Source organism: Nocardioides zeae (genome assembly GCF_030818655.1).
GTDB lineage: Bacteria > Actinomycetota > Actinomycetes > Propionibacteriales > Nocardioidaceae > Nocardioides > Nocardioides zeae_A.
The window spans coordinates 133,090-155,641 of sequence record NZ_JAUTAN010000001.1 but is presented as its reverse complement, the minus strand read 5'-3'; the positions used below and the strand labels follow the sequence as shown (position 1 = coordinate 155,641).

At 67.1% G+C, this 22,552-nt stretch carries 14 protein-coding genes, 1 other RNA gene and 1 pseudogene; 2 read left to right on the top strand and 14 right to left on the bottom strand.

The window, feature by feature from the left end; translation table 11 throughout:
* Window positions 1-3 precede the first annotated feature (3 nt).
* Together QE405_RS00695 and QE405_RS00690 are read right to left on the bottom strand one after the other, a co-directional pair.
* Window positions 4-5,259, bottom strand: a complete 5,256-nt coding sequence (locus tag QE405_RS00695) for a non-ribosomal peptide synthetase (protein ID WP_307198309.1) — start codon at window positions 5,257-5,259, stop codon at window positions 4-6.
* A gap of 260 nt (window positions 5,260-5,519) precedes the next feature.
* Window positions 5,520-6,827 (bottom strand): condensation domain-containing protein, encoded by a 1,308-nt coding sequence (locus QE405_RS00690; RefSeq protein WP_307198308.1) that lies wholly within the window; start codon window positions 6,825-6,827, stop codon window positions 5,520-5,522.
* Between the two features lie 113 nt (window positions 6,828-6,940).
* Here QE405_RS00690 and QE405_RS00685 point away from each other — a divergent pair, with 113 nt between their 5' ends.
* The gene (locus QE405_RS00685) at window positions 6,941-7,681 is read left to right on the top strand and encodes a phytanoyl-CoA dioxygenase family protein (protein WP_307198307.1); all 741 of its coding nucleotides are present in this window, start codon (window positions 6,941-6,943) and stop codon (window positions 7,679-7,681) included.
* A 354-nt stretch (window positions 7,682-8,035) separates the two neighbouring features.
* Here the strand turns inward: QE405_RS00685 and QE405_RS00680 are convergent, their stop codons facing one another.
* The 9 genes from QE405_RS00680 to QE405_RS20850 all read right to left on the bottom strand — a co-directional run bounded on the left by QE405_RS00680 (window position 8,036) and on the right by QE405_RS20850 (window position 20,010).
* Window positions 8,036-8,557, bottom strand: a complete 522-nt coding sequence (locus tag QE405_RS00680; protein WP_307198306.1) for a GNAT family N-acetyltransferase — start codon at window positions 8,555-8,557, stop codon at window positions 8,036-8,038.
* 11 nt (window positions 8,558-8,568) lie between these two features.
* Window positions 8,569-9,519, bottom strand: coding sequence for an aldo/keto reductase (locus tag QE405_RS00675; protein WP_307198305.1), 951 nt, complete (start codon window positions 9,517-9,519; stop codon window positions 8,569-8,571).
* A 451-nt stretch (window positions 9,520-9,970) separates the two neighbouring features.
* On the bottom strand, window positions 9,971-11,581 hold the full coding sequence (locus QE405_RS00670) for a condensation domain-containing protein (protein ID WP_307198304.1): 1,611 nt from the start codon (window positions 11,579-11,581) through the stop codon (window positions 9,971-9,973).
* Window positions 11,578-13,437 (bottom strand): ATP-binding cassette domain-containing protein, encoded by a 1,860-nt coding sequence (locus QE405_RS00665; protein ID WP_307198303.1) that lies wholly within the window; start codon window positions 13,435-13,437, stop codon window positions 11,578-11,580. The genes QE405_RS00670 and QE405_RS00665 overlap by 4 nt, the downstream gene beginning before the upstream one ends.
* On the bottom strand, window positions 13,434-15,047 hold the full coding sequence (locus QE405_RS00660; protein WP_307198302.1) for an ABC transporter ATP-binding protein: 1,614 nt from the start codon (window positions 15,045-15,047) through the stop codon (window positions 13,434-13,436). Before QE405_RS00660 ends, QE405_RS00665 begins: the two co-directional genes overlap by 4 nt.
* Window positions 15,048-15,277: 230 nt before the next feature.
* The gene (locus QE405_RS00655; RefSeq protein WP_307198301.1) at window positions 15,278-16,828 is read right to left on the bottom strand and encodes a condensation domain-containing protein; all 1,551 of its coding nucleotides are present in this window, start codon (window positions 16,826-16,828) and stop codon (window positions 15,278-15,280) included.
* A gap of 389 nt (window positions 16,829-17,217) precedes the next feature.
* Window positions 17,218-18,429, bottom strand: coding sequence for a MupA/Atu3671 family FMN-dependent luciferase-like monooxygenase (locus QE405_RS00650; RefSeq protein WP_307198300.1), 1,212 nt, complete (start codon window positions 18,427-18,429; stop codon window positions 17,218-17,220).
* A 166-nt stretch (window positions 18,430-18,595) separates the two neighbouring features.
* Entirely contained in the window at window positions 18,596-19,171 is a 576-nt protein-coding gene (locus QE405_RS00645) for a thioesterase II family protein (RefSeq protein ID WP_307198299.1), read from the bottom strand.
* 149 nt (window positions 19,172-19,320) lie between these two features.
* Window positions 19,321-20,010, bottom strand: a complete 690-nt coding sequence (locus QE405_RS20850; protein WP_373459432.1) for a 4'-phosphopantetheinyl transferase superfamily protein — start codon at window positions 20,008-20,010, stop codon at window positions 19,321-19,323.
* A gap of 482 nt (window positions 20,011-20,492) precedes the next feature.
* Between QE405_RS20850 and QE405_RS20845 the strand changes: the two are divergent.
* Window positions 20,493-21,521, top strand: a pseudogene (locus QE405_RS20845) (recombinase family protein); the annotation flags it as partial.
* A gap of 33 nt (window positions 21,522-21,554) precedes the next feature.
* Here the strand turns inward: QE405_RS20845 and QE405_RS00640 are convergent.
* The 3 genes from QE405_RS00640 to ssrA form a co-directional block, all read right to left on the bottom strand.
* On the bottom strand, window positions 21,555-21,689 hold the full coding sequence (locus tag QE405_RS00640) for a hypothetical protein (protein ID WP_307198298.1): 135 nt from the start codon (window positions 21,687-21,689) through the stop codon (window positions 21,555-21,557).
* 81 nt (window positions 21,690-21,770) lie between these two features.
* Window positions 21,771-21,986 carry a hypothetical protein gene (locus QE405_RS00635; protein WP_307198297.1) on the bottom strand — a complete coding sequence of 72 codons (216 nt, stop codon included), beginning with the start codon at window positions 21,984-21,986 and terminating at the stop codon, window positions 21,771-21,773.
* Window positions 21,987-22,134: 148 nt separating this feature from the next.
* Window positions 22,135-22,505: a transfer-messenger RNA gene (gene ssrA / locus QE405_RS00630) on the bottom strand.
* Window positions 22,506-22,552: the final 47 nt, after the last annotated feature.

Here is a 22,552-nt window from a genome sequence, read left to right as displayed (position 1 = left end):
TCCTTATCGCTGACGCTGACGCCCGCGGGCGCGCCGCGGGCGCGCCAGCTGGCTGGTCGTTGGTGTGGTGTCTGCTGAGAGCTGTTCGAGGTGGGCCGCCATGGTCCGCACGGTCGGATACTGGAAAAAGCGGGGCACCGCCACATCCAGCCCTGTGCTTTGGCGAACAGCGACGGCGGCCTGCGCCAGCACGAGCGAGCTGCCGCCTATCTCGAAGAAGTTCGCGTCGATGTCTTCGACCGGACGGCCGAGGAGCGAGCTCCATACCTCGGAGAGCACGGCGACCATCGGCCGCGGTGCCCCGGTGGCGTCCATCGACGGCTGGCTGACCAGGCGGGCGGTGTCGAGCTTGCCGTTGCGCGTGCGGGGCAGCGACTCGACCGCGCTGATACTCGAAGGCAACATGTAGTGCGGCAGCCGCTCGCTCAACGCGAGGTGAATCTGCCCGGGGTCCAGCTCGCCGCCGGAAACGAACGCGAGGAGGCGGGGCGCACCGGAGGCCGGCCGATCGACCACGACAACGCAGTCCGTTCCGAGCGCTCGGATTTGCGCCTCTACCTCGAGGGGTTCGACACGGTACCCGCGGAGCTTGAGCTGGTCATCGAAGCGCCCGAGGATCATCAGGGTACCGTCGGCCAACACACGTCCACGGTCACCCGTGCGATACATGGCCCCCTCGCCGGACACGACGTTAGGCACAAAGCGGGTCGCAGTCTCCTCGGGCCGGTTGACGTAGCCGGGCCCCACACCGGGACCCCCGATGTACACCTCACCGGCCATCCCAATGGGGAGGGGCCGCTGCTGCGGGTCGAGCACGTACAGATGGGCCAGCCCGGTCGGCGTTCCGACGGGCAACGCGCCCTCCGTGGCCGTGTCCGAGGTGAGGTGCATCGCGCAGTTGATGGCCGTCTCGGTCGGTCCATAACCGTTGAAGATGCGGCACCTGGGCGCGAACAGGGGACGGACCCCGCGCACGACGGCACCCGTTAGGAGCTCGCCAGCGATCTGGATGACCTCGATCGTGGGCATCGGCACGCGCCGAGCGATGAGGTCTCGCACGAAGGTCGGCGTTGCGTACATGGCGTTGGCGCGGTCCCTCGCTAGGAAGGCGCCGTAGTCGTCGGAGGAGTACCGCTCGGCCGGGAGCGGTATGCAGATGGCTCCTCCGAACATGAGAACGGTGAGCAGCTCCTGGAGGCCAACGTCGAACGACAGCGCACACGTCTGCGCCATGCGCATCCCGGGCCCGGCGCCGAAGGTGTGGTGTTGCCACCACAACAGTGGCAACACGTTGCGGTCGCGAATCATGACGCCCTTGGGGTGGCCCGTCGTGCCGGAGGTGTAGACGACGTAGGCGAGGTCGTCGACCTGCCGCAGCGGCAGAGTCTGCGACGACGCGAGGTCCTCGCCGACGACACGGCCGTCCTCATCGACTGCGACAACCTCGACGGGGTTTGCACACGCGGCCACCATTGAACGCAACCGCTCGGCCTGGTCCGCTAGCGCGAACGCGACGTCCACCTCCGCATCGTCGAACAGGAACACGACACGGGAGGAGGGCAGGTCCGGGCTCACAGGGAGGAACGCATGCCCGGCACGTAAGGCGCCGAGCATGCCGACCACGAAGCACGGACTGCCCTCCGCGAAGACCGCGACCACGCCCCGTCGTCGCAACGGCGCGCTGTCAGCACCGGGCGAGACCGTACGCGACAGGACAGCGCGGCCTGCTTCCTCGGTGCGGTAGGCGAGCTCGGAATAGGTCAGGACCTGTTCGCCATAGACTACCGCCGGCTCGTCCGGAAACGCCGTGCTCGCGCGAAGGAAGAGGGCTGCAAGGCTTTCCTGCGGAACCTCCAGCGCGTCTGGGATCAGCACTGATCCCCCACCGCTGGTCATGGGCAGTTCTTCTAGGTCCGCATCCGGGTCGCGCAATGCTGACCCGACGAGGGTCTGCAGGCTCTCGGCGAGTTGCACAGCCGTGGTCTCGTCGAAGGCCTCGGAGCTGTAGTTGATCCTGACGAACAGCCGGGAGTCGACGACACCGAATGTCACGTCCAGGTCCGAGACGGCGCTGTTGCACGGCAGCGGTCGCGTCATCCCCTCGAGCGGCCCAATCCGGACCGCGGCTCCGGGAACCTCCAGTGCGAGTCCGGCCAGCTGCTCCTGCCCGGGTGCCGCGTCGTCGTAGAAGCCGCAGCTGACCTGGAACAACGGGGAGGGATCGGACGCGAGCCCGAGTCGCTCGACGAGCAGGGCCAGCGGCACGTTCGCGCGGCCGAGCGCCGCGCGAACAGCAGACGACGCCCGACGTACGCGGTCCGCGACGCTGCGGTCACCGGACCCGGACACGCGGATCGGCGCAGTGTTGATCAGATAGCCGACAGAACGCGCAGAGCCCGGAGCGGCTCGCAGGGCGATGGGGACTCCGATGACAATGTCGTCCTGGCCGCTCAGCCGTTCGAGCCAGGCGTGATACGCCGCGAACAGGACCGCGAAGCGGCTCGTGCGGAGCTGGCGCGCTGCCGCGTCGAGCGCGGGCACCGAGCCGGCCTCGAACTCGAGCAGCAGCGTGTCGCCCTCGAGACGGGTGCCGACGCCGCGCGAACGGTCGCGGGGCAGGTCGACGTCAAGCACCCCGCGCAGCTCGTCGAGCCACGCCTCGGTGTCGCGGCGTCCCTGTGGCGACGCAAGATAGGCCGACTCGTCGGCGGCAGTGGTAGCGGCACTGTCATATCCGGCGGTGCCGGGGACCGGTAAGCCACCCAGCAGCGCGCCGAGGTCGTCGAGGACGACCCCGAAAGAGTGAAGATCCGTGACTGTATGCGACGCGACCACGAGGAGCACTGGCAGCGCCTTGGCCCGGCGGAACAGCACGATGCGAAAGAGCGGGTCCTTCGACAGGTCCGGAACGCGGACGGCGTGCTCGCGCAACGCGTCGTCGATTTCGTCGTCGCCGACCTCGACTACCTCGAACCACGAGTGGCCGGCCACAGCCCACTCCCCGCGTGTGAGCCTGGTGCCATCGTGCTCGAAGCGGCTCCTCAGCTGCGGGTGCCTGTCGACGACTGCCGTGACCGCGTCTCGGAGGCGTTCGTCCGTAACGTCGTGCATCAGGTCGATGGCCCGCGAGATCAGGTAGGCGCGCGCCGCGCCGTCGTTCCACTGGCTGAGCCACCACAACGCCTGCTGCCCGCGGGTGACTGTAGTCGGGGGCGACTCGGCTGACGACCCGTGTCGCACGATCCCTGCCGACGGGGCGAGTGCCAGCAGCTCCCGGAGCGTGGGACCGGAGAAGATCAGCTCTAGTCCGGGGTCGATGCCGCATTCTTCGACCAGCAGCTGCTGCACCGCCATGGCCCGGAGCGAGTCCATGCCCTGCACGTCGAGGGGGACACCTTCCTGAAGCTGGCCGGGCGCGAGTTCCATGATCTCGGCGACTAGCCCGGCGATTCGCTCCTCGCTGGCCCGGTCCGGCTGGCTGTCGGCGTCGCCGAGGCCGCCCGCAGACGGCGCAGACTCAAGGTCTTGGTGGACAACCGGCAGACGGCCGGCGAGATAGCGTTGGCGGCATTCGTTGCGGCGCACCTTGCCGCTCGTCGTCCGCGGAACGCCGCCGGGGCGCACTAGGAACACTTCGCTTGGGGTCACGCCGTGGCGCACCGAGACGGCGCGGCGCACTTTCGCGGTCAGGTCGGCCAGGTCGAGGGCGTCGCCGCCCGCAGCAGACCCGCGGATCGCCTGGACCAGGATCAGCCGCTCGGGTTGCCCGACCGAGAAGGCAGCACCGCTGCCCGCGACGAAGCGCGACGAGACTGATATGACGGTCTGCTCGATGTCCTGTGGGTGGTGGTTACGGCCGCGCATGATGATGAGGTCTTTGAGGCGGCCAGTAACGAATAGCTCGCCATTGCTGAGGCGTCCGAGATCTCCGGTGGCGAGAAACGGATCCGGCTCACCGGGCAGCCGCGCCCCGAAGGTCCCCTCAGTGGCCGCGTCGTCGCCCCAGTAGCCGCAGGCGACGTTCGCGCCCTGGATCCACAGCTCACCCTCCTCACCCTCCTCGCACATCCGGCCGTCGCGGACTGCGATTACGCGGCTCACCGGCGTCCCGCAGGAGACGACCCCGTCGACGTGGACCGGAAGCCCGACGCTGCCGCTGACAAGTAGCGTCGCCTCCGCAAGGCCGTAACACGGGGCAAACGAGGTGTTCCCAAAGCCGACAGGGCCGAAGCGCTGCTGAAAGGCGGCGACGACGGCCGGCACGACCGGCTCGCTCCCATTGAAAGCGATCGTCCAGCTCGAGAGGTCCAGACGGGCGAACTCGGCGTCGGAGACGCGACGCGCACACAGGTCGTAGGCGAAGTTGGGTGCGGGCGACATACTCCCCCGATAGCGGCTGATCGCTTCCAGCCACCGCGCCGGCCGACGCAGAAACGCCTGGGGCGGCATAATCACGGCCGCGCCTCCCAGGTACAACGGGTGGAGCACCCCTCCGATGAGGCCCATGTCGTGAAACTGCGGCAGCCAGCTCACCACCACCGCGTCCTCGCCCGACCCGAAGAGCTCCTTCATCTGCTCCTGGTTGGACACGAGGTTCGCATGACTGACCACAACCCCTCGCGGGCGCCCAGTGGACCCAGAGGTGTACTGGAGGAAGGCTACGTCGTGGGGCGAGGGGTGGACGCCGAGGGATGGCGCCGCGCCGTCGCATCTGCTCAGCACGTCAGACATTGACACAATCGGGCAACAAGCCGATGCCCATCCACCGAACGACTCGTCAGGCAGGTTGGTCAGCACCAATCTGGGTTTGGCGTCATTCAAAATCGCACCCACCGTGTCCAACGCCTCGGCGCCCGCCGGCGGGGCGACCGGCACGGCCGTGCATCCGGCGCGCAGAACAGCGAGAAAGCTGACGACAAAGTCCAGCGACGGCGTGAACAGCACCACCACCCGGTCACGGGCCGTCACATAAGCGGCCAAACCAGCGGCTAGCGCATCGACCTCGTCGCGCAGCTCGGCATACGTGAGCGTGCCGACCTCGGATTCCCCGTCAGGAAGGAATCGGTAGGCGACCTTATCGGGCAGAGTGCTGCCCCAGTGGTCGAGGCGGTCGAGGAGCGTGGCCGTCACAAGAAGGCTGTCCGTCGCCAGATCGCGGGTCCACTGGCGGAACGCAGATCCGCTACCACCGGCGTAAGGAAAGCAAATAAGGCGTGCCCCGGCGTTCTCGCGCGCGGGCGACAGCCAGGTTCCCGACATTAGCGCGGACCCCAGCACGGTGTGCAGGTCGCCTGCTGCGCGCGCGCAGCACGAAAAACTTCCGAGATCATGCTGAACCCCCGAGGATCGAGCCGTCGACGCAGTATTGCACATTGGGCCCGGGGTATCAGCCCCCGACGACCAGAGCCTCACGCCTCCAGCGTCGTCAATGCCACGACCCGGGGAGGCCCGTATGCAGCCACCGCGCAATGAACGCCGTCTCCCAAGTCCAAATCGCGCACAAAAACATCGAGCGCGTCCTAGCGAGTTCGGGTAATGCGGTCTGCGATGCTCATTGCGAACTCATCGAGCATGGCCAAATCCCACCGGGACCGCGGAACGAGGAGTTGGGGCGGCGTCCGGTCGTGGAACACAGTCAGAGTGAGGTCGTGCCGCACGCGCAGGTGGCTGCGGGGGCGCGGGATGACCCGCAGCCCCGCGACGTCTCGTGGCGACATGTCAACGTTGAACTGCTCGACGGCCACGTTCGTAACCGGGTCGTCAGTGCGGCCCGTTCTTGAGGAGAGCAACCGCGCTATCTCGCGGTACGGAACGTCGAACCCTTCGAGGGCCTGGGTCCAGGCCGTTTGGCCGACTGCGATGTCGTCCGACCCGCCCTCAACGATGGTCGGGAGCAGGTCGACCATGCAGCCGGCGAGATCGGCGCCCTCGGACTGCCGCCACCGTTGGGATAGCGGCACCGCGAGAGTGACCGGGGCGCCGGTGCGTTCGGCAAGCTCGACGCCGAAAAGGCCGAGCAGCGCTGAGAACAGCGTGACCCCGCCGCCCGATGCGCGGGCCAAGAACGCCTCCCAGTCATCGGCGGCGACGGGCACCGGCACGACATGCGCACGCCGGTCGCCGTCGTCGGCGCCACAGCCCGGCAGATCGAGCCGGCGCGGAGACTGTGCCGCTCGATCCGCGACCTTCTGGGCGCGCGCAACGGCCGCATCCTCCTGGGCAACACGAGTGCGCAACCAGTCGCCGTAGCCTGTGACCGCAGGCAGCAGCGGGTCGGCGTAGCCTCGCAGGAGGTCGCGCCAGACCAGGTTGTGGGACTCACCGTCACCGATTAGGTGGTGCACCACCAGCACGAGTAGGTGGCGACGCTCGTCCAGGCGGATGAGGAGTCCACGCCATAGCGGCCCCACGTCAAGCGCGAAGGGCTCGGTCGCAGCGATACCCACCAGCCGGTCGACGTGGCGTTCCTGTCGATCTGCGGCCCGTCCGCAGAGGTCCACCGTCTCGATCGCGGGAATCTGGCGATCGAAGATCTGCATCGGCACATCGTCGTCGGTCTCAATCCTGGCCCGCAGCGCCTCGTGGCGGCGCATGACGGCTGCTAGCGCCCGCCGCAGCCGTCCCGTGTCCAGGTGCCCTTGCAGCTCGACCTGGGCGACGTCGTGGTAGCCCGATATCCCGGGGTTCAAGGTGTCGGCGAGCCAGATGCCCTGTTGGGTTGCGGAGAGAGGATAGCTATGGGCGGCATTGCGCGCCTGTCTTTCGCGCAGCAGTTGACGAACCCGAGCATGGCGGGCTTCATGACCCCACCCTTCGACGAGGCACATCCTGACCCCTCCCGAGACGTGTGGATCAGAGACCGGGGTGATTGTATCTGTCGCGGGCCCTCTGACATGATGGGGGTCCAGTCCATCTCCTGGCCACGACGCAAAGGGCGGGCATGAACGGCAGCGAATCCCTCGGAATCACGCGCGCCCTCCACGATCCAGCGCACCTCGAGCAGATCGCCCACCTCGACCCTAGGGACCCGCTGGTCCCCGAGGTATTCGAGCGCGACGGGGTCGTCGTTCTCGACGGTGTGCTCACCGAGCGAGAGGTCGCCCGCATCGAGCGGAACGTGGAGCGTTACCGCAAGCACATGCTGGCGGCCCTGCCGGAGGACTGGGTACGTCGTGTCGGGGACGATGTCGTTAGCGGCATGTACTTCATGGAGCGGGTGGATCCCTTCTTCAAGGGTCTCGGCGAGGACCCCGTGCTGCGAGCCTTGGTCGAGGTCGTCACCGGTGCTCGGGCTCACCCGATGGGAGTCGAGACGTTCGACAAGCCCGCCCAGGTCGGTAGCCCGGCGCTCCCCCACCAGGACGGGGTGTACTTCGCCGAAACCTCCACCCGGATCGCCCACGTCTGGCTACCGCTGGATCCGACCGATGCCGGTAACGGCGCCATGTGGTACTGGCCGGGCTCGCATCGAGGCGAGATTCTTCCCCACGTGCCGACGGACGACCCGTGGCTGGTCCAGGTCGACCCGGACACGGTCGCCATGTTGCCGGCGCCGCGGCTGGCCGCCCTCCGCCCGGGATCGGTGATCATCCATCACGACCGCATTGTCCACGCCAGCCCGCCGAATGCCTCCCCGCAGTCGCGTCGTGCCGTCGCGATCGCGTGGCAGCTCGACCTGTGACGGGGACGGCCACACAGCCACCTCTGCAGCACCTCACCTCGGCCTCCGCGCTGCCAGAGCTGCTGCAGGCCCGTGCTTCCCTGACCCCACATGATCCGGTGCCGCATGCTCAGGGCATCACTCTGGACGCACAGGAACTCCTGTCCGACCTGACCCACGAACGATTGGTCGACGCCCCGAACGACTCCGGTCCGTGGTCCCGGCGCCTTGCCACCAGCAGTGCCGACTTCACCGCACGGACTGGCCCGCAAACGTCCAGCGGGCGTTGGCGGAGCCACTGCTGCGGGGGATGGCGCCTTAACGGGTCACCGTCGTTGTTGGTCTTCCGCAGAATCCCCGCGACAAGCTCGACCGTCAGCGGGCAAAACTGCTCTTCCGAGTGACCGAGTAGACCTCGATGGGGTTGCCCCGGAACACATCACTTCGCTCATGGCGCAGGCCGACGCTCTCGGCGACCGCAACCGATGCCTGATTGCCGGGCGCGATCATGGCTGTGACCTTCTCGACTGTCCGGTCTCGAGCCCAGAACCACGACAGGCAGGCCCTCGCCGCCTCGGTAGCGAAGCCGCGCCCGACCCACGCGGATCCGAGCGCCCAGCCGATCTCGGTCTCGCCAGAGTCGCCCATCTCCGGCCAGTGGACAAAGCCGCACCGACCCATAAATTGCCGGTCAACGCTCTCGACCGCGAACATCCCGTAGCCGAACTCGGCCCACTGCTGCTCGAACCTCTCGAGACGCGCCGACGCTGCTGTCAGGTCGAAGGTGCCCAGCCAGGCCTGGACATGCGCCTCCGCGTGCAGGTGAACGAGCCGGGCCGCGTCCTTGACGGTGAGCGCACGGAGCCGTAGTCGCGGCGTGGTCAGCGTGACGGGCAAACGAACCACCTTCAAACCGTCGCGACGATGTCGTCGTTGATGCAGCCAGCGAAGATGCGGTCCACGAGCTCCCATGTTCGGTCAGAGACCATCATGCCCTCAGCGGCTCCGACATTCTCGAGGACCTGCTCGCTGGTGGACGCCCCGACCACGGTGGCGGATACCACCGGCCGCGACAGCACCCAGGCGAGCGCCAGCTGGGCTGGAGAGACGCCGCGACGGCGCGCCAGCTCGACGAAGAGCTGAACCCGGTCCAGAACGGGGTCAAGCAGGAGGTAGTCCATCGTGGCCCGCCCGGATCCCGCCGCCCGGCTGCGCGGGGGCGGGCAAGCGCGTCGAAGGTACTTGCCGCTCAAGATCCCCTGCGCCAGGGACCAGAACGCGACCTCGCCGATACCGTGCTCGACGCACATAGCGGCCACCTCGGACTCCGGGACCCGCCACAGGATGCTGTGCTGGCATTGGTTGGACACCGGTCGGTCGACGCCGAGGGCATCACTCATCGCCACGGCTTCGTTGAGCTGCGACGACGTCCACTCGCTAACGCCCCAGTGCAACACCGTCCCAGCGGCGATCTGCTCACCCATGGCCCGGACGACGTCCTCGAGAGGCGTCGCCGGGTCATAACGATGGGCACTCAGCAGGTCAACCCGGTCGGTGCGAAGGGCCCGCAGGCTCGACTCGACGCTGCGCCGAATGGAGGCTGGGGTTAGCGCACCGGCGTACGACGGTGCGTCCTCGCCCTGCCAGGGTTGCACAGGGGCCACCTTGGTCGACAGGACACAACGATCGCGATCGGCCGGGCGCAGGACTCGTCCGAGCGCCTCGGGTGCCGTGCCGTAGGATTCCGCGGTGTCGATCAGGGTGACGCCGGAGTCCAGCGCGGTCAGCACGAGCCGCTCAGCCGTTCCCAGGCTGGCGGTAGCCACGGACTGCCACGTGCCAAGCCCGATCTCGCTCACCACCGGCCCGCGTGCGCCAAGCTGTCGGTATCTCACCGGGCATCACCCGCGGCCGGACCGACCTCGGTTCCCGCGCTTGCGAACATAGGTGACGTCCGAGCCGAGCGCACGGCTCGGGCGGTAAGGGTTGCCGATTGCTCGCGCACTGCTCCGGGTACCGCGATCGTTCCTTTGCGGGTACCGGGCACGGCGATCATGCGAAGAGAGGCACCGAAGTCGGGCGTGGCCACGAGGACTGGCTCCATGCAGCCGGCAAGCTCGACCGGGTCTTCGGCGGACCGCGTGAAACGGGCAGCCACTGATTGTGTCGACCACCGGTTCACGGAGCCCCTTGTGGCTAGCTGCGCGGAGGTGGCGCGTCGGGCGATGACGTCGTCGCGGGCCATGAGCTGGTGGGCGCTGACGAAGTGCCGCGGTCCCTCGAGACGACAGGGGTCAGTGGTCGCGCTCATCACAGCCCGGCGAGGACGTACAGCTCGTTGACAACCCCGTCAGCTAGTCGATCGGCGAACGAGGCCGCCGCGGGGGCAGCGCGGTGGTCCACCACGACGTCCACCGCGCCGCTTGGCGACACGACGGCCATCACGGTCGGCGGCCGGCTCAGCGCGGCTCCGGCCACCGGGCGCTCGGTGTCGAAGAGCCGGCGCATCCCCAGCGAGCCGACCCCAATGCTTGCCTCACCCTGCTCGACGGTGACGATCGCATCAACCAGTGCGTCGACAGAGTCGACCCCGGCTTCGTCGGCGGCCGGTGCGACGGCGACGGGCAAGGGGAGGTGGGCAAACCGTCGGCTAGCCGCGACCCCCTCCACCACCGAGCGAAGCAGCTGCAAGTCGCTGTCGGGACCGCTTACATCCCAGCCGAGCGCCAGGACACTGCTGGTCGCAAAGGCGCCGACGACGCGCTCGAACCCTGCCACGTCTCGGTTGTCGAAGTGGACACCGAGGCCAACGAGGTCGCGCCCGGTTGCGCGACCGACGGCTCGCGCTGTCGCACCGGCCACCAGTGCGAAATCGGTCACCGCGAACTGGGCGAAGCGAGAACGGCCTGCGTGGAGTACCTCCGCAGGCAGCTGACGGTGCAGCCTGGCGACCGGCGACACCGTGTGTGCCGAGTCGTCGGTGTCCAGCCCCGCACCGGATCGAATCAGTCTGCGTACCACGTCACGCCAGTAGACCCTCGCCTCCGCACCGACGGCCCGCTGGTGCTCGCCCTGCCACACCGCGTAGTCGACGTAGGTCGCATGCTCCTCGGGGGGCAGCGCCTCCCCTGCCGCGGCGCGGTCGAGCTCGTCCAGCACGATCTCGGCGGAGACCCCGTCGAACACTGCGTGGTGCGCATGCAGCGCCAAGATGTCTGGATCGTCGGTTCTCTGCACCCATTGCACGCGCAGCAAGGGACCTGAGCCGAGGTCGAACGGCGTAAGCGCGCCGCGCGCGACCCGCGCGCGGACCCGGTCTACGTCGCTTAGGGCGCACACCTCGACCGGGATGGTCCGCTGGTCGCCGTCCACGGCCTGCTCGCCCGGCAGGCGCATCTGCTTGAGGCCGTCGTCGAACACTGCGACCAGAGCAGGATGTCGCGCAACGACAGCGTCGATCGCGACCCGCAAGACGGCCTCGTCGACGTCCTTCGTGATTTCGACGGCGGCGACAGCGTTGTTGATCGGCGAGGGGCCCAACGCGCGGTCCACACTCAGAAGCTCTTCCTGCTGCAGCGAGACCGGTCCGAGGCGAGCAGCCGCCGGGGCAGGGGCGGGCTTGTGTCCCGCGACGATCGGCGTCTCATCGTCTGCCAGGGCTTCGCGGTAACGGAGAACAGCCTCGACCCACGCGCCGAATGTTGGGCTGTCGAACACCAGGTCCGGTGGCACCTCGGCTCCGATGGCGCGGGTGGCTCGCATCCCGAGCCGTGCAGCGAGCATCGAGTGGCCCCCGAGCACGAAGAAGCTGTCGTCGGGCCTGACCTCGTCGATCCCAAGCAGCGACGACCAGACGTCGCGTAGCGCCGCAGTCACGGTCTCGGTCTCGGTCTCGGTCTCGGTCTCGGAGGATCCCATCATCTCACGTCCTCCGACATGGACCTGATGGTCCGGGCACCGCCGTCCCGGTCCGCCCCGAAGGGTCCAACCCCGTAGCTGAGGGCCTGTCGCCGGAACATCTCGCGGTAGTGCCCATCGGGCATTGACATCAGCGTGTCGTGGTCGCCGTGCTCGACGACCTTCCCACCGTCGAGCACGACGACGATATCGGCGCGCCTGGTGGTCGAGAGGCGGTGGGACGAGAACAGGGTGATTCCTCCGGCTCTCTCTGAGGTCTGGCGCGCGGTGGCGACGTAGCTGTGCAGCAGTTGCTCTTCCGCCAATGGGTCGATGGCCGAGGAAGGCTCGTCGAGCACCAACAAGAGCGGCGCTGGCCGCATCCGCGCCCGCGCGAGTGCCACTCGCTGCCATTGACCGCCCGACAGCTCCACTCCGTCTTCTAACGACTTGCCCAGGCCGGTCTGGAGCCCCTGGGGCAATCGCTTCGGAAGGTCCTCTGCCCCGCTCTGGGCGAGCGCGCCCTCCACGGCGGACCGGTCGTCGACTCGCGCGAGGTCACCGTGCCCGACACTCTGCTGGAGGTCGAACTCGAGTCGGCTGAAGTCCTGGAAGCAGGCGCTGGTCGCGGCGTGCCACTGGTCGACGTCCATCTCCACGAGCGGTCGCCCGTCCACGAGGACGGCTCCCGAGGACGGCTGGTACAGCCCGGCCAACAACTTGATGAGCGTGGACTTGCCCGACCCGTTGTTGCCCACCACCGCAACGATGGCACCGGCTGGCAGTTCGAGAGACACCTCGCGCAGCGCATCCTGCTCGGCGCCGGGGTATCTGAAAGTCACGTCCTCCAATCTCACGCCGTGCTGAAGCTCCCGGTCCGGCGACTGCTCGCCCCGCCAACGTTGTGCCTCGGCGCGGCACAGCTCCTCAAGGTCGAGCAGCTTTGACGACGACGACCTGGTCTGCTGCAAGAACGCCGAGAAGGCGATGGCGGACGCTACCTGGACGTTCAGACTGGTGACCAGGGCTAGGGTCAACATGATCTCACCCACGCCCGAACTTCCGACGCCGTACCCGTGCACGACCACCCCGAGCGAGAAAACAAATCCAGCGGCGAAAATTGCCGCGCCAACCAGAGTGCCGACAAGCGACGCGGCTGTCGCGGCGACGACTGCTCGGTTAGCTCGAGTGCGGAGCTCCCGGGTACGGACTCTCAGCTCCTCGGCGAGACCAAAGAGTCGGATCTCGCTGGCGCCGTTACCGATCGCGGTGCGCAGCAACGCATCGGCCCTGCGAGTATCCGACGCCGCGGCACTGACTGCGGAGCTCCGGCGCTGTTGTTCCCGTCGCGACGCCAGCACCGCCGGCACGGCAAGCGCCAGGGTGAAAAGGAGCAACGGGTTAATCATCGCGAGCAGGACCACCGTGAGGCCGCCACGAACGACGACGCCGAGGATCAATGACAGGGCGTCAGCGCCCTCGGCGAGGTAGACCCGCTCTTGGTCGAGGACCTCGAGGCGGTCTAGGAGTTCAGGGTCTTCGAGCCGGTCGATGCCATGCAGACCTCCGACTAGCGACATCAGCCGCTCGTCAACGCGCACGGAGGTCGCCTCGATCATCCGAGCGCTGATCTCCACGGCAAGCGGCGCCGTCACAGCGTGGAGTGCAGTCAAGAGCGCAGCAACCGCCGCTACCGTCCACATCACGCTCCGGTCGCCGGACGCAGCCGCATCGATCACCAGCGCTAGCATCCAGGTGGCGATCACGACCGCCGCCGGGCGTAACGCAAAGTTCGCGAGCGTGATGATCGTGGACCGGCGGTCCGCCTCCAGTGACAGCAGCAGGGCGGCGCGCAGCGCGCCGGGGTGTCGATCTGTCACGAGAGCTCCTGGCGCAGCGCGTATCGGTCGGCCTGGGTGCGGAACATGCCGTGGTAAAGCTTGCCCAGTGTCATCAGTTCGTCGTGCGTACCGCTTTCCACGACGGCCCCGCAGTCGATCACGTGGATCTCGTCGGCGTGGCGCACGGCAGCCAAGCGGTGGGAGACCAAGACGACTGTCCGCCCTTCAGCCGCCGAAAGCAGTCGTTCGTTGAGCTCGGTCTCGCCCTTGACGTCGAGCGCCGACGTGGGCTCGTCAAGGACCAGGATCCCGTCGTCGTTGCTGGCGAATAGGGCCCGTGAGATACCGACACGCTGCCACTGGCCGCCCGACAAATCGACGCCGTTGAAGGCACGGCTCAGTTGGGTGTCCCATGCCTGGGGCAGCTGTTCCACCACCTCGTCCAGCCCCGTGCGGTGCGCCGCATCGTTGAGGCGCACCACGTCGTCTGCCATGTCCGGCGCTCCCCACGTGACGTTGTCACGCACGGTCATTGGCCAACGAACCCAGTCCTGCCCCAGCAGCGCGCAGCGTCGCTGCCACGCCGCTTGGCCGACAGATGCCAGGTCCACACCGTCGACGGTGATGCGTCCGGAGTCGGGCCGGTACAGGCCGCACAACAGCTTGATGAGAGTTGACTTCCCGGCTCCGTTCGGCCCGACGATCGCCGAAGACATCCCGGCGCGCAAGGTGAGGGAGAAGTCCCGCAGGACCGGCTCGCTAGCACCGGGATAGGTAAAGGTGACCCGGTCGAAGACCAGTTCCTTGCGCAACTCGAGGGCTGGCCGCGGCGAGACTCGCGCCGCTCGGCCGGAGGTGGCGCAGACTTCCCCCTCAAGCTGCGTCATCTGAGCAAGCCGGGTGCCGGCGACCGTGAGGTTCAGGAGTTCGGGACTAAGGCTCAGCGCTGCGGACAGACCTACGATCGCCACGGCGCAGGTGGTGAACTGACCGGCGGTAAGGCGGCCGGCGACAAGGTCGGCGGTTAGGACCCATAGCGCAATGCCCTGGACAAGGATGACAATCGCGCCGCTGCTTGCCGCTGTTCGGACGACACCGCCACGTCCGCCGCGGCGCAGCTCGGTGAGCGCGCGTCCGGACTCCAAGCTATAGGCCTTGCGGAGATGCTCGAGTAGGCCGAAGACACGCACGTCCTTCGCGTCCTTCGACGTAGCCGCGAGGTCTCTTAGGTAGCCCGCGCGCCGGAGCAGGGTTGGCGACCCCTCTGACGACAAGAGCCCGGCCTGGTAGATCGACGAGATCTGCGTGATCGCGACGACGTAGCCAGCAATCACGAGAACGGCCAGCCACCAATGGTGAGGCACCAGCACCACGACCCCGATCAGGGCGCCCCCTCGAACGATGGCCACGTTCACGAGGCCGGTCACGCCGTCCCTCATCGAGGCCGAGCCCGGCCGCCCGATCACTTCGGCGACGAGATCTCGCACCAAGGGCTTCTCCAGAACGTCGATCGTTTCAGGCTCGCACATTGTCACCAGGAGCCGCTCCGAGATCTCAAGGTCAAGTCGGCGCCCCACCGCCTCAGCCATTACCCGCGCGGCGGCGGGCACGACCTGCTGGGCCAGAAAGAGCACACCGATTGCACCCACGGCCCATCGAACCTCGGCGGACCCGAGAGCAGAACCACCTAGGGGAAGGTCTGCGAGTCCGTCAACGAGATGACCGCTGGCCAAGGCAATCCCCGGAGCGGCTGCGCAAGCCAGCGCGACCGCCACCGCGGTCACCGCGGCCGGGACACCCCCGATACGGACGGCAACGCCGGCGAGCAGCAGCGCCGGGGGCCTCGGGCGGGTCGTAGACGGCTTCCACCGCCAAGTCACTAGGCCACCCCGATCGTGCTCGTCGGGAAACTCTCCAAGACCTTGAGCAACCGGGTCCGCGCGTGGTCGTAGTTTTCATCGGTCCAATGATCACGCGCGCGGCGCACGACGCCCGAGCCGGACTCGGTCAGCTCGACAACGAGGGGGTAGGTCGTGGGGTCGATCCCGTCGATCGGTTGTTCGACGGGCCGCGGCCGCATCGAGCAACCGGGCAGTGCGACCGATCCGGCCGGCACTGGCTGGATCGAGAAAGCCAGGCCTGGCAGGTTGCCCATTATGGACTTGCCGCGCCCCTCCAGCTGCCGGAGCGCATGATCGAATGGGAGCTCGTCGTGGGATACAGCGGCAGCAAGGCTCACCCCAACCTCCTGCAAGAGGTCCTGCAGGTCGCCATGTTCACCGGTGGTCGCGACATGCACGACGTTGGAGAAGCACCCGATCAAGTCCTGACTCCCCGGCCAACTCCGGTTGGCGCTCTGGATGCTAAGCAGTTGGCGCGAGGAACCGGTCAGCTCTTGGGCGAAGCTGAGCACAGCCGCAGCAAGAGTGACGAACCGTGTGGTGCCCGTCCGCAGCGCGAGGTCGCTGTAACGGTCCATCACCTCTGACGAGAGCCGCACGCGGTCGATCCCGGTACGGTAGGATGGCCTCGCTGGCGGTGCGGAGCCAATTCGTGGCGAGCGAGTCGCGAAGACCCGGGTGAGATGGTCGAGGTGCTCTTCGAGCCTCTCCCCGACAAGGGTGTTTCGCTGCCAGTGAGCGAAGTCGAGATACTCACCGGCGCTTGGTAATGGTTCCTGTCCCGTCACCCGTCGGCGGTAACTTTCGGCCAGGTCCTGGGCCAGGACTAGAGTCGACCAGCCGTCGGTGGCGAGGTGGTGCAAGGTGACCACGACCGACCAGACTCTCGACCCGAGCCGAAGAATCGTGATTCGGACCGGCGGCGCGCTCGCCACGTCGAAACCCGTGCGGTGCTCGCGTAGCAGAAACCGATTGAAGCTGCTCGTGGATGCTGCGCCGCGCAGGTCGAACTGGCGGACGGGGTGCGGCTCGTCACAGACCCGTTGCACAGGGCCGGCCGGAGTCTCGTAATAGGTGGTGCGCAGCACCGGCTGGCGCTCAACGACGTCGTGGACGGCTCCATGAAGAGCTTCTACGTCGACCTCGCCGTCGAACTGGAAGTCCATGACGGTGTTGAAAAGCCCCGCGCCGCCGGTAGCTCGGTCCATCTCCCAGAACGGCAGCTGGCTGAGCGACAGCGGACCGTACCGGAGGGGCCGTCTCGGCTGCTGAGGCGGGGACACCTCCCCAGCCTCGGCCTCAAGAACCCGGGTCGCGAGCTTGCGCGGCGTGTCGTGCCGGAACATGTCGCCCATAGAAATCCGCACGGCATAGGTTTGCCGAACCCGGGCCAGGACCCGCGCGGCCTTGAGGGAGTCGATCCCGACGGAGAAGAATGTGTCGTCGAGCCCGCAGTGCACCCCCGCCAGCTCAGCGGTCACCAACTCCGCGACGTGTAAAGCGATCTCGTCCGCGGTTCCCGCCGGCATCAGCGGGACTCTGCAGCAGGAGGTGCCGCGTCGCTGCCAACCCCTCCGGAGCCGCTATCCGTTGACGGCGAGGGGGGCGCAGGCTCAGGCTCCGCGTCTAGCCACTCGTCCTCGTCCAGAGCCGCCAGCGACTCCTCATAGAGCTTCGCGACGTCTGCGAGTTCCTCCTCGCTCAAGAATCGGGAGAACGAACTAGGCACCTGACACTCCTTCAGTGGTGTGATTGTGCTCAGGATGGTCGAGAGCAAGGCCCTTTTGCAGCGCGGCGTCGCTTGAATAAGCACGCACGAGGGCGTTGTCGGCGATCCGATCGGCGCAGTTCTGCAGAGAGTCGCCGCGACCGGCGACCACGGTGATGCCGAGCCTGGCCGTCAAAAGAGACTGTCCTTTCACCTTGCACCCTTTCCGCTATCAGGGCCAGCGGTACGGCTCGGCACTTCCCGATCGGCCATGTCCTTTAATGCGGCCAGGTGTTTGAGGTGCTCGAGTACGCGGCTCGGCGGCAGACCGAAGTCGACCAGACACCCGACCTCGTCGACACCCGCATCGACCAGACGGTGCACCATCTCGAGCGCGTCCTCGGGCGCACCGAATAGCCCGTGCGTCGCGAAGTATCGGGTGAAGGCAATGTCCGCGAGCGCGTCCTTGTCCGCGTCGGTGACCTTGTCCGCATCCAGGTTCAGGTCCGCGCTACGCACCAGCTTCTCGTAGAGCCCGATGTGGGCACGCAGGTAGGCAGTGAGAGGAGCCCGCACCTCCTCGCGCACCGACTCGAGGTCGCTGCCGATGAAGGTGTGGACCATCGCCGTGACGGTATGAGCCTGCGGCTCGCGCCCCGCGGCCGCCAGGGACTCGCGGTACATCTCGACACGGTCGCGCACGTCCTCGACGCTCTGCTCGACCAGTCCGGTCAGGACGTTGAGCCCGAGGTCAGCACCCGTGCGCCACGTCTGCTCGGACGAAGAACTCGTGATCCACATAGGCAGCTCGCCGCGGCGCGGGAGGGGATAGGTGCGCAACGACACCTCGTTACCTGCCCCGTCGGTGCGGGTAATGTCGCCACCGCGCCATAGCGTGCGGATGGTCGCCAGATCGTCCACCAGGGCCTGCTTGCGGCCCTCGAAGCGGTCGGGCGCTAGCACGAAGTCGTTCGCGTGCCAGCCAGAAGCGAGCGCCAGCCCGGCGCGCCCGCCGGAGATGCCGTCGACAACTGCCCAGTCCTCCGCCACTCGCACCGGGTCGTGCAGCGGGACCACCACGCTGCCGGCACGAACCTGCAAGCGTCGGGTGGCCGCCGCCAGAGCGGCTACGAGAACAGCGGGGCTTGGATACGGCGCGCCGAAGACGTCGAAGTGCCGTTCCGGCACCCATACCGCCTCGAAGCCATTCTCATCGGCGAAGCGCGCGCAGTCGAACACCAATCGGTAGTGATCCTCGATCTCGCGCCCCTCCCCCGTGCCGAAAAAGAAGAGGCTGAAGCGCAGGCGCCCACGGCCCTCCGCACCTCGCGGGCGCTCGGCGCGGCGAGCCCGAACTCGCTCAAGTAGCCGCTGTCGCTCGGAACTATCGAGGGCAGCAACTCGGTCGGACAATTGATCCATCTCGGGCCTCCTCCTCCGTGGTGCTGGCTGGCATATGAGGTCAAGGACGACCGGTGGGAGCTCGTGCACGAAGAAGTGACCACCCTCGACCTGCACCAAGTTGAATGCGGCCCGGGTGCGCCCCGACCAACGTCTCATGTCGTCGAATTGCACCGTCGGGTCGCTTTCACCGTGCAGGGCGGTGATTGGCGTTGACTCGAGCACGTAAACCTGAGTCGACGTGACTGGCAGTCGCATCGAAGTCGGCGCGAAGGCTGGGCATCAGCATCGCCACCATCTGCGGATCATCGGAGATCCCCGGTGGCGTCGCCCCCAGACTGCGGATGAGCTGAAGGAACTCGTGGTCGGACAAGCTCGATGTAACCGCTCGCGCGCTGGCCCGCTCGGGCGAGGGGAACGACGCAACGTACAGATGGTCAGGAGGATGACCCAGCTCTGTCAGCGCCACGGCCGTCTCGAAAGCAACGAGCGCGCCCATGCTGACCCCGAAGAGCGAGAACGGGCGCCCGACCAAAGGGAGAATTGCCTGCACTGAGCCGTCGACGATCTCGCTGAGGCTCGAGAGCGCAGGCTCGCGTAACCGCCCCACGTGACCGGGCAGCCGGACCGGGAGGACATCAATCTCGGGCGCCAGATCGCGGGTCCACTGGCGGAACGCAGATCCGCTACCACCGGCGTAAGGAAAGCAAATAAGGCGTGCCCCGGCGTTCTCGCGCGCGGGCGACAGCCAGGTTCCCGACATTAGCGCGGACCCCAGCACGGTGTGCAGGTCGCCTGCTGCGCGCGCGCAGCACGAAAAACTTCCGAGATCATGCTGAACCCCCGAGGATCGAGCCGTCGACGCAGTATTGCACATTGGGCCCGGGGTATCAGCCCCCGACGACCAGAGCCTCACGCCTCCAGCGTCGTCAATGCCACGACCCGGGGAGGCCCGTATGCAGCCACCGCGCAATGAACGCCGTCTCCCAAGTCCAAATCGCGCACGACAGCACCTTTAAGGGCGCCCGGGCCGACGAGGGGAGCGCTCTCGCCATGCTCCTCACCACGCCCCTGACGCGAGGACTGAAACGAAAGAGCAAGAGAGGACATCTGTCGACGCAGCCCTTCGCCGGACAACTTCAACAACGCTTCCTTGCGGGTCCAGATCCGCAAGAACCCGTCCCGGCTAATGGGCCGGGGCTCAACCCCGCCGACGACCTGCCCCAAGAGGTCTTGCCAGTACTCGACGCGCCTGCCCGCGTCCTCCAGGTCGAGCCCGACGGCACCGCTGTCGGCTAGCGCTAGTGCCACATGCGCTCCCGAGTGCGACAATGAGCAGGTGAGGGAGGTACCGCGAAGGAGCGGGCGCCCGTGGTCCGAGCCGCACCCGGCGCAGGTGCGGTCGACCTCAACCTCCGACGGTGGGAGACCGAGGCGGGCGCCGACCGCAAGGCGTACAAGAGCGGCACCCACAACGAACCGGACACGGTCCTCGGCTCGTACGTACCGCTCACTGCGCCGCCGCTCGTCGTCATCGACGAGGTCATGGGCCCAGCTGCCGTCGCAACGGACAACGACGTGGTAGATGCTGATGCCGCCCACCGCAGGTCACCGTCCTTGCCGCGGTCCATACCATTGTTGCCCTGCTGACGGCGACAACGATACGGCTTGACTCACGAAAGCCGCGGGCCCAAGGTCTCGGTCACGATCGCACGATGGGCCTACTCGCGAGGACGCCCCGACCGCGGCAGATCGCCCAACCCACGCAGGCCGCGTTCCTCGTAGCGGCGAATGCCTTCCACTCTGTCGCTCGGCTTTCCTGTTGAGTTCCTAGGGGCAGGTTTGTCGCCCCGCTGCTCACATTCGATGACCCGATCTCAGCTTCGTCGCGGCGGGCGGTTGTTGAGCTTCTCCGCCGGTGGAGGCAGCGGACGTCCCCGCGACGGGCACGAGCGGCTGCCGATACCGCCTCGTGCACGAGCATCGAGCGTGTGACCGCGCGACCGCCTTCTCTGCCATCGACGAGCAACGCGTCCTCGAGCTGCCGCGCCTTGAAGGCAGGCATCGGATGTCCCCGGCTCGTCATGTACCTGCGGGTGTCCACCACAGAGCAGGCGACCCGCGGGGGACGTGAGGAGGGGTTCTCGATCCCCGCCCAGCGGGACGCTAACCGCCGCAGGGCAGACACGCTCGACGCCGACGTCGTCCACGAGTTTGTGGATGCAGGCGAGACCGGAACGTCGATCGCCAAGCGACCCGAGTTGCAGCGTATGCTCGCCTACATCCGCGACAATCCCGTCGACTACTGCATCGTGCACAAGATCGACCGCCTCGCGCGTTCGCGTGCCGACGACGTGGCAATCAATCTCGCTCTCAAGCAAGCAGGCGTCACCCTCGTCTCCACCAGCGAGAACATCGACGAGACACCGTCCGGCATGCTCATGCACGGGATCATGAGCAGCATTGCAGAGTTCTACTCGCGCAATCTCGCCAACGAGGTCACCAAGGGGATGACCCAGAAAGCCAGCCTCGGCGGCACAGTCGGTCGCGCTCCCCTGGGCTATCGAAACGTCCACCGAGCGGACGAGCTCGGACGCATCAACCGCACCGTCGAAATCGACCCTGAGCGGGCGCCGCACATCGCCTGGGCCTTCTACCGCTACGCCGAAGGGGACTACTCGCTCTCGCTGCTGCTGGAAGAACTCACCGACCGCGGGCTGGTCACTCGGCCAACGCCGAAGCAGGCAAGCAAGGCGCTGACGATCAGTACCTTGCACAACATCCTCAAGAGCCCCTACTACAAAGGCGAGGTCAGCTACCGCGGCGTCACCTACCCCGGGGCACACCAACCGCTTGTCGACGCCGCAACCTGGCAGCAGGTGCAAGACCTCCTCGCGGCCAACAACAACGCGGCCGTCTTCGAGCGAAGGAACCTCTCCTACCTGCGCGGCAGCGTCTTCTGCGGCGACTGCGACTCCCGCCTGCTCGTGGTCTATGCCAAGAATCGCCACGGGACCACGTACCAGTACCTCATGTGCTCTGGTCGGAAGCGGCGCGTGACGGACTGCACCCGCCAGGCCATGCGTTACGACATCGTTGAGCAGTTGATCGAGGACGAGTACCGCACGATTGCGCTCTCGCCAGAACTACGCGACCGCGTCGAGGAACTGACCCTCGTAGAGTTCGACGAGCTCCAGGCCGCCGACGAAACCAAGCGCGCGATCATGCTCAGGCAGCAGGGCGACCTCACCGCGAAGAGGCAGAAACTCCTCGAGGCGCACTATGCCGGTGCCATCCCGCTCGACCTCCTAAAGACCGAACAGGACCGCATCGCCACACAGCTCCAGCGTGTGCAGGACCAGCTAGCCAGGGCAGAGACCACCCACGAGGAAGGTCGCCAGCGCCTCGCCGCTGTGCTCGATCTGGCACGCGACTGTCACGCCGCCTACCTCGAAGCGCCCGAGCCCGTACGCAGACTTTTCAATCTCGCCTTCTTCACGAGGATCTACATCGACGAGGCCCACGACGACGCCCGTGAACTCACCGTCCGAGTCGACTACAACGAGCCGTTCGACCACCTGCTCTCACGCCTCGTGCCTGCCCATGTCCACCGGGACCTGACAGAAAAGACGAGGGAAAACAACACTGCCCGCCCGGGGATCCGGGCGGGCAGTGACGTGACGAACTCAGAAGCGACCGAGGGGCAGGGTTGCCCTCCGAGCACTTTGGTGGAGCTGCGGGGAATCGAACCCCGGTCCTCGAGCGCAGTGTCAGGTCTTCTCCGGGTGCAGTCTGTGCTGTCGCTTTTCTCAGCCCCGCTGCTCGCACAGACACGTCAGCGACAGGCTCAGTCAGGAAAAAGTCCCGCTCACCCCTCCTGACAGGAGGTGAGCAGCAAGTCTCCTAGTCGACGCCAGGGTCCGGGACGGAGACGGATGCCCGGTCTGACGCTTCGATCACCGCTCAGGCGGCGAGAGCGAAGGAACTGCGCTTGTTGTCGGCAGTTATTGGTTTCCAGCGATCGTTTACGAGATGACGCTGGCTTCTCGACCCGCTTCCCCTGAGACGTACGTCCCAAGTCGAAACCGATCAGCCCCTCTTGAGTTGTCCTGCATCCGCAGCACCGCCGCGGATGCCCCAGACT

Coding starts and splice junctions, on each gene's coding strand:
- QE405_RS00670 (WP_307198304.1), bottom strand. CDS start 11,581: ATGATGGGATCCTCCGAGACCGAGACCGAGACCGAGACCGAGACCGTG.
- QE405_RS00695 (WP_307198309.1), bottom strand. CDS start 5,259: ATGTCGGGAACCTGGCTGTCGCCCGCGCGCGAGAACGCCGGGGCACGC.
- QE405_RS00645 (WP_307198299.1), bottom strand. CDS start 19,171: ATGTCGGGAACCTGGCTGTCGCCCGCGCGCGAGAACGCCGGGGCACGC.
- QE405_RS00650 (WP_307198300.1), bottom strand. CDS start 18,429: ATGGATCAATTGTCCGACCGAGTTGCTGCCCTCGATAGTTCCGAGCGA.
- QE405_RS00655 (WP_307198301.1), bottom strand. CDS start 16,828: ATGCCGGCGGGAACCGCGGACGAGATCGCTTTACACGTCGCGGAGTTG.
- QE405_RS00690 (WP_307198308.1), bottom strand. CDS start 6,827: ATGTGCCTCGTCGAAGGGTGGGGTCATGAAGCCCGCCATGCTCGGGTT.
- QE405_RS00685 (WP_307198307.1), top strand. CDS start 6,941: ATGAACGGCAGCGAATCCCTCGGAATCACGCGCGCCCTCCACGATCCA.